Source organism: Acidiphilium sp., from assembly GCF_049977125.1.
Classification (GTDB): Bacteria; Pseudomonadota; Alphaproteobacteria; order Acetobacterales; family Acetobacteraceae; genus Acidiphilium.
In genome coordinates this window covers 1-2726 of sequence record NZ_JBMFGY010000273.1, presented here as the reverse complement: position 1 = coordinate 2726, position 2726 = coordinate 1, and the positions used below count along the sequence as shown (strand labels likewise).

Sequence of the window (2726 nt, the reverse complement as noted above, 5' to 3'; positions counted from 1 at the left end):
AGGTTCAGGCAATGAACGGTCGCCGGGTGGAACGCGTACTGATCAGCCGTGACCCTAGCGTGGAGCCGTGAGGCACGCGGCGCTTTGGTGCCGCGAGTTGCGAGGCGTTGTTCTGGGCGGCACTAGAACGATTGAGCATTTTTTATTCGGCAAGAATTCAGTGTTGTCCAATTTTCAAATTTCCCGATTGGCGTTAAATCGGTTCCGGCGGGATTTAGAGGGACCAAACATTTCAGCGGCGGTATCTCGTGCTAATCGGAGACGAAAACTACCCCTCACATTCATCGACTGCGCAGGTTAGGGACAAGAATGCGCCAATCCGACCTGGGTTTGTTACATCGAGTGTGGCGGCTGTTGCCCGCTGACTTACGCCGTCGAGGATTAACCCGGCTTGGGGGTGTGATGGCACGTAAGCCAGATCAGTTCCCGCCGTCCACTAGCGAGGGCATTGTGGTCGGAGGCGATTTCGAAAGCGAATCAGGCTTGGCCGAGACTGCGCGGCATATGGCAACGATGATGACGCAGCTGGGCGTCGGGCGTGGGACCCTCCCACTTGGGCTTCCGGGAGTTGTAGCGCGGCCCGGGACACTTCCTGAGCCGGGCGCGGCGTTGCTTGCTGTCGTGAACGCACATCTGTTACCGGTGGCTCTGGCCCGGTGGCCTCGAAGTCTGATACGAGCACGCCGCATTATCGGCATGTTCGCCTGGGAGTTGCCAACGACACCTCCGAGCTGGGATGTTGGTGCGAGGTTTGTACACGAGATTTGGGCGCCGTCGCAATTTTGCGTCAACGCGTTCGAGAGGCTTGCGCCGGGGCGTGTGCGTTTGGTGCCGTATCCGCTTGCGGCATTGCCTGACTTGCCCGTAAGTGGCTCACGTGCTGATTTCGGGATCGCGGACAATGTGCTCGTAGTTTTGGTGGTCCTGAACGTGGCATCTAGCCTTGTGCGGAAAAACCCTGAAGCTGCTATTGCGGCATTTCGTGCGGCGTTCGGTGATCGAGGCGATGTTCTTTTGATCGTGAAATTATCCGGAACTGGTTTCTATCCGTCCGATCGCCAGATTATTATTTCAGCTATTGGCAGTTCGCAAAATATTCGAGTGATTGATCAAAATCTGCCCGAATCTGCACTGCGAGGTCTGATTGCGATCAGCGATATTGTTTTGTCTTTGCATCGAGCTGAGGGGTTTGGATTGATCCCGGCCACTGCCATGCTGTTTGGTCGTGCCGTCGTCGCAACCGGGTGGTCTGGTAATATGGACTTTATGGATGCCGACAGTGCGGGGCTTGTGGATTTTACTCTTGTTCCAGTCGTTGATCCTCGTGGTGTCTATACCCAGGCAGATTGCAGTTGGGCTGAGCCTGATGTTTCGCATGCCGCACAAATGTTGCGGGCGCTTGCTGACGATTTTGATCGGCGTGGTAACTTGGCGATGCGAGGAAAGGCTAAGGTGCTCGAGGTTCTCGGCGACGCAGCGTTGAGGCGGGCATTGGCATCGAGTGGGATCCGATGAGAATTTTAGTGTGGCATTGGGGTCGACGTGGCGCAGGACCACGCTTCGCGTCTCACTTGGCTAGTGGCTTCGAACGGTTGCTGCAGACGAACGGCATTCTGTCGCTGCCGGAGACGGCGGAAATTTTGTCGACAACAGATGCGCCGCCTTGTCCATGGCGCCAACCGACCTATCGCTCTGCACTAGGGGCTATCGGGCGATTTTTAACCAGGCCCATGATGGAACGGCAGATCCGTGCTCGTTTGGATTTGCTGCGACCAGATTTTGCCGTCTGTGCTATGCCGGCAGTGCTAGATCGTGTGATGATCAGTGCCTTGACCATCCCATATTGCGTAGTCGTGCATGATGGATCGGCCCACCCCGGTGAGAGCCTACGCTTTCGCCTTGTAAATCAACAGAGCTATCTCCAGCGGGCAGCGTTTGTTGTTACTCTCAGCCATGCTGTCACCGCCGAATTGCGCACGATGCAACTTGTTGATGAAAACCAGGATATTCTGACGTTGTCGCATCCGCCGATGTTGGTCGGCGCGATGCCGGCGCATTTGAACGCGCCCTTTACCCATGGGGGGCTGCCTCGCATCCTGATGTTCGGGCGGTTGCTGCCTTATAAAGGGTTGGATTTGTTGGCTGCTGCGATGGTCCGGCTTGGTCCCAATCCCGGGTTTACGCTGCGGATTGCCGGTGAGGGGCCTCAGTCGACCGCACTTGAACAGCTTGGAGCAATGCCGGACGTAACGATTGAGCGGCGCTGGATTCCCGAAAATGAATTGGTCAGGAATATCGCCTGGGCTGATGCGGTGATCCTGCCCTATACCCAAGCCAGTCAGTCGGGCGTCGCTGCGGCAGCGATTGCGTTAGGTAGGCATGTTATCGCCACTAATGTCGGTGGGTTAGTGGAACAATTATCGGGTATGCCAAACACTTATATGTGTGATGTCGATTGCGATGGTCTAACAGCTGCGGTGCATAGGTTTATGCTCCGTGCGCGGCAGGGAGCGGTAGTTGGCGAACCGCTTGAGGGTGGCATTGCGCAGGCGGAAGCGGCGTGGGAGGCGATGGCAACCGCAATTCGCGATCGATTTGTACGGTCGACGTTGCTAGTTGATCCTGCCTTGGTGGCCGATCCAGAAAGCATGCTCCGTAGGGGAGAACTGCAACCATCACGAACGGGGCATCAAGCTGGCGCTATGGCCCAACACGGTTGAACAGGC

2 protein-coding genes are annotated in these 2726 nt (G+C 56.5%); both read left to right on the top strand.

Annotation, left to right across the window (positions count from 1 at the left end):
• Positions 1-696 precede the first annotated feature (696 nt).
• Positions 697-1515, top strand: a complete 819-nt coding sequence (locus tag ACP5E6_RS17970; RefSeq protein ID WP_427956601.1) for a glycosyltransferase — start codon at positions 697-699, stop codon at positions 1513-1515.
• 77 nt (positions 1516-1592) lie between these two features.
• A complete protein-coding gene (locus ACP5E6_RS17965) occupies positions 1593-2720 on the top strand; it encodes a glycosyltransferase family 4 protein (protein ID WP_427956598.1) in 1128 nt (375 codons plus the stop codon).
• Positions 2721-2726 lie beyond the last annotated feature (6 nt).

Coding starts and splice junctions, on each gene's coding strand:
- ACP5E6_RS17970 (WP_427956601.1), top strand. CDS start 697: ATGTTCGCCTGGGAGTTGCCAACGACACCTCCGAGCTGGGATGTTGGT.